2 protein-coding genes are annotated in these 4,169 nt (G+C 74.0%); both read left to right on the top strand.

Annotation, left to right across the window (positions count from 1 at the left end; translation table 11 throughout):
- The first annotated feature begins 386 nt into the window (after positions 1 to 386).
- Complete coding sequence (locus ACFP3V_RS31720; RefSeq protein ID WP_380591263.1) at positions 387 to 1,172, top strand: ABC transporter ATP-binding protein; 786 nt, start codon at positions 387 to 389, stop codon at positions 1,170 to 1,172.
- Positions 1,169 to 3,724, top strand: a complete 2,556-nt coding sequence (locus ACFP3V_RS31715; protein ID WP_380591260.1) for an FtsX-like permease family protein — start codon at positions 1,169 to 1,171, stop codon at positions 3,722 to 3,724. Before ACFP3V_RS31720 ends, ACFP3V_RS31715 begins: the two co-directional genes overlap by 4 nt.
- Positions 3,725 to 4,169: the final 445 nt, after the last annotated feature.

Raw genomic sequence — 4,169 nt, 5'->3', positions numbered from 1 at the left:
GGCGCTCGGCGCGAGGCTCGGCCGGCTCGTCGGCGCGGTCCGGGCGCGCGGGAGGGCGGCCGTGGAGGCGCGGAGCGCCGCTCGGCGCCGTGGCCCGGCCGCGGCCCTGGGAGTGGGGGTGCATGCGCCCATTGTCGAGGCCGCCCACCCTGCCCCGCGTCCTCCTGGCCGACCAGCGCGGTCGCCGTGCGGAGTACTCCTCGAGGAGGACGCCGGGCGGAGATCGTCCCTGCGGCCGAGGGAAAGTCGCTTCGACGGCCGACGACCGGCTTCTCGCTCGGCTCGTAGCTTCGTGCCGTTGCTCAGGCTGCAGCCGCCGCAGACCCGCGGCCCGCGGTGGCAACGCGTCCCTTGAGGCCCCCGGAATCCGTACGTGAGGAGCCAGCATGCCGTCGGTCATCCAACTCGAAGGCGTCACCCGTGAGTTCGACGCATCAGGACCACCCGCGCTGGGTCCGGTGAGCCTGGACGTGCCCGCAGGCGCGGCCGTCGCCGTCACCGGACCGTCCGGCAGCGGCAAGTCCACTCTGCTCAACCTGATCGCCGGTCTCGACCGTCCGAGTAGCGGCACCGTGACCGTCGCGGGCACGCGCCTGGACGCACTGGGGGAGGGAGGGCTGGCCCGGTTCCGGCGCGAGCACATCGGGATGGTCTTCCAGTTCTTCCACCTGCTCGACGACCTCACCGTCCTCGACAACGTGCTGCTCCCCGCGCAGTTGCTCGGCGCGCCCCGGGCCGCGTCCCGTGCCCGGGCGCTGGAGCTGCTGGAGAACCTGGGCATCGACCGGCATGCCCGCGCCTACCCCGGGCGACTCTCGGGCGGCGAGCGCCAACGCGTCGCCGTCGCCCGGGCGTTGATCAACCGTCCGGCGCTGCTGCTCGCGGACGAGCCCACCGGGGCGCTGGACTCCGCGGCGGGTGCGGAGGTGCGGGACCTGCTCGTCGAACTGCACCAGGACGGGCAGACCGTCGTCCTGGTCACCCACGATCCGGCCCTCGCCCGCGCCTGCGCCGACCGGACGGTGCGTCTGACGGACGGACGGGTGGCCTACGACGGCCCGTCGGACGCGGCGCCGGAGGCGCCGGCCGGGGCGGGGGCGGCCGGGGCTGGGGCGTCCTCGGCGGCCGTGGCATCGGTGGCGACCGGCGCATCCGAGGGGGTGCGGGGATGAGCGCGCTGGGGAAGGTCGTCCGTGCGGGCGTGGGACGGCGGCGCGTCCAGGCGGCGGTGATCGCGCTGTCGCTGCTGATGGCCGTCACCGCGGCCCTGGTCGCCGGGACCATGCTGGCGGTCTCGGCCGGGCCCTTCGACTGGGCCTTCGCGCGGCAGCACGGGGCCCAACTGACTGCGGAGTTCGACGAGTCCAAGGTCACCGGCGCTCAACTGGCAGCGTCGGCACAGGCGAGCGGAGCCGGGGTGACCGCCACCGCCGGCCCCTTCCAGGAAGCCACCATCACCCCGCCCGGCCCTCCCGGTCTGCCCGGCATGCCGCTGACCGTCGTCGGTCGGGCGAGCGCGTCGGGGCCGGTCGACCGGGTGGACCTGCTGTGGGGCCACTGGCCCACCCGGGCCGACGAGATCGTGCTCGCGCAGGATCAGATCGGGTCCCTCTACAGCCACGAGACCGACCTGCCCATCGCGACCTCGTCGATCGGCGGGTCCGCCAAGTCCATTGGGGTGGCGGCGGGTTCGATGCGGTTGAGGGTGGTGGGTGTGGCGTCGTCCGTGAGCCTGACCGCGGGCGGATGGGTGCTGCCGGAGGAGATCGCGGCGCTGCGCGCCGTGGATCCGACCCGGAGTCCGGCCACCTCCCAGATGCTCTACCGCTTCCAACGAGCGGACAGCAGTGCCGAGTTGAGCCACGACCAGGTGGCCGTCGCGGCGTCTGTGCCGCGTGACGCGCTGGTGGGGAGCCGGTCCTGGCTGGACACCAAGCTGGACGCGGACCAGAACGCGGCCGTCGTGGTGCCCATCATCGGCGCGTTCGGGGTGCTGGGGCTGGCCATGTCGGTGGTCATCGTGGCCGCCGTCGTCAGCGGCGCCGTGGGGACGAGCACTCGGCGGATCGGCGTGCTCAAGTCGCTCGGCTTCTCGCCCGAACAGGTCGTCCGTGCCTACGTGACACAGGCGTTGGTTCCTGCGGCGGTGGGCGCGGGCCTGGGTCTGGTGCTGGGCAACATCGCGGTGCAGCCCCTGCTCGGTGAGGCGCAACAGGGCCTCCAGGTCGGCGCGTTGACGGTCCCGTGGTGGCTGGATGCGGTGGTGCCGGGCGCTGCCCTGGGGGTCGTGGTCCTGGCGGCGCTGGTCCCCGCGCTGCGGGCCGGGAGGTTGTCCACGGTCGCCGCGCTGGCGGTGGGCCGCGGGGGAGCGGGGGCGGTGAGTGGCGGGGCCGGTCCGGGCGCCGGGTCAGGCGGGCACGCCCGGCGGAGGCGGCAGGCGCAGGAAGCGGTCGGCCGACTGCCGCTGCCGCGGCCCGTGAGCCTGGGCGTGGCCTCGGCGCTCGCCCATCCGGTGCGGGCGGCGGGCATGTTGACCGCAGTGCTGCTGGGCACGGTGACGGCGACCTTCGCACTGGGCCTCACCAGCTCCGCCGGCGTCATCGGCCACGACCGCCACCCCGAGAGCCGCGCTGCGGTGACGGTCGAGGCCGCGGTGCAAGGTGCCTCTGGCATCGGTGCACTGGGTGCGACGGGGTCGGGCCAGGGCGCCGGCCAGGGGAGCGGCGGGCCGGGTGGTGGAGGTCCGGTGAGTGGAGCCCCGGGGAGCGGGGGGCCACTGGTCAGTGGCCCGCTGAAGGGGGAGGCGGGGCGGAGCGCCGTTCAGATCGTCCGGACGGCGACGGGCACCGGCTCGTGGTACGCGGTCACCGCGGCGTCGGTGGCGGTCGAGGGCAAGAGCGGAGCGGTCGGGGTCAACCTGTTCCAGGGCGACTCGCGGAAGGCCGCGTACGACATCATCTCGGGCCGCTGGTTCACCGCGCCTGGGGAGGTCGTCGCGCCCAGCCGCTTCCTGGCGAGCACGGGCACCCGCGTCGGCGACAGCATCGTCCTGGTCGACCAGGGTGAGCGTGTGCGGGTCCGGATCGTGGGAGAGGACTTCGACCCCACGGGCAGCGGCATGCAGCTGGCTGCCGATGTCCGGACGATACCGCGTGAACTGGCTTCAGGGACGGTGGAGTTCGTGCACGCGGACCCTCGGGTGGGCGTGACGGTGGACGCGTACCTGAAGCAGTTGAACGGCAGCCTGCAGCAGATCGGCGCGGGCGCGGCGGTGAACTCGGCGGGGCCGGGCGGGTCGATGGTGGTGGTCATCGAGGCGATGTCGCTGCTGCTCACGCTGATGCTGCTGGCCACGGCGGGGCTCGGCATCCTCAACTCCGTTGTGCTGGACACCCGCGAGCGCGTCCGCGATCTGGGGATCTGCCGTGCGCTGGGGATGACTCCCGGGCAGACCACGGCCCAGGTGCTGGTGACGGTGGCCGGCCTCGGCCTCGCGGGCGGGCTGGCGGGCGCGCCCCTCGGCGTCGCTCTGCACCACGCGGTCATGCCGATGGTCCTGCACGCCGTGGGCAGCAACACGCCCGGGCGTGTGCAGAACGTGTTCGGCGGGGTGGAAGTGGTCGGGCTCGTGGTGGGGGGCTCCCTGCTGGCGATGGCCAGCGGAATGCTCCCCGCGAGCTGGGCGGCGCGGGCGAGGACGGCGGTGATTCTGCGGACAGAGTGAGGTGATGGGGGCGCGCCGTGGAGGGCGGGGAGGGCGGAGGGGGCGCGGAAAGAGCCGAGCGGAGTAGTGCCGCTCGGCTTCTTTATCGTCTGGGATCAGGTTTTTCGGTGGCTTTCGCGGGACGTTTGCAACGGCATTCGCCGTTGGGCGAGGCTGGGGTGCGTGCTGCTCGCTCCGCTCGCGGAAAAGACGCGACTACGGGAGCAGGGTGGGGCGGGCCGGGCGCCGTCGCCGGGTGCTGGAGGTGCGGGCGGGGCGTTGCTGGAAAGGTTTTACCGGGACGCCGAAAAGCGAGTCCGGATCGGAACCCCCGTGCCCCGGCGCCCCGCCACAGTCCTACCCCCCCGGGCACCTGGTGGCGGGCTGGCGATACCCAGCCCCATACCCCCGCCAACCCGCCACACCCCCACCCCCCACCCACCGCCCCAAGCCCGTACCCCAGCGG

The organism is Streptacidiphilus monticola (assembly GCF_042658505.1).
In the GTDB taxonomy this organism is placed as follows: Bacteria; Actinomycetota; Actinomycetes; order Streptomycetales; family Streptomycetaceae; genus Streptacidiphilus; species Streptacidiphilus monticola.
This window is presented reverse-complemented; position numbering and strand designations above follow the sequence as displayed.

Excerpts from the sequence above, each read along its gene's own strand:
- ACFP3V_RS31720 (WP_380591263.1), top strand. The coding sequence starts at position 387 with ATGCCGTCGGTCATCCAACTCGAAGGCGTCACCCGTGAGTTCGACGCA.
- ACFP3V_RS31715 (WP_380591260.1), top strand. The coding sequence starts at position 1,169 with ATGAGCGCGCTGGGGAAGGTCGTCCGTGCGGGCGTGGGACGGCGGCGC.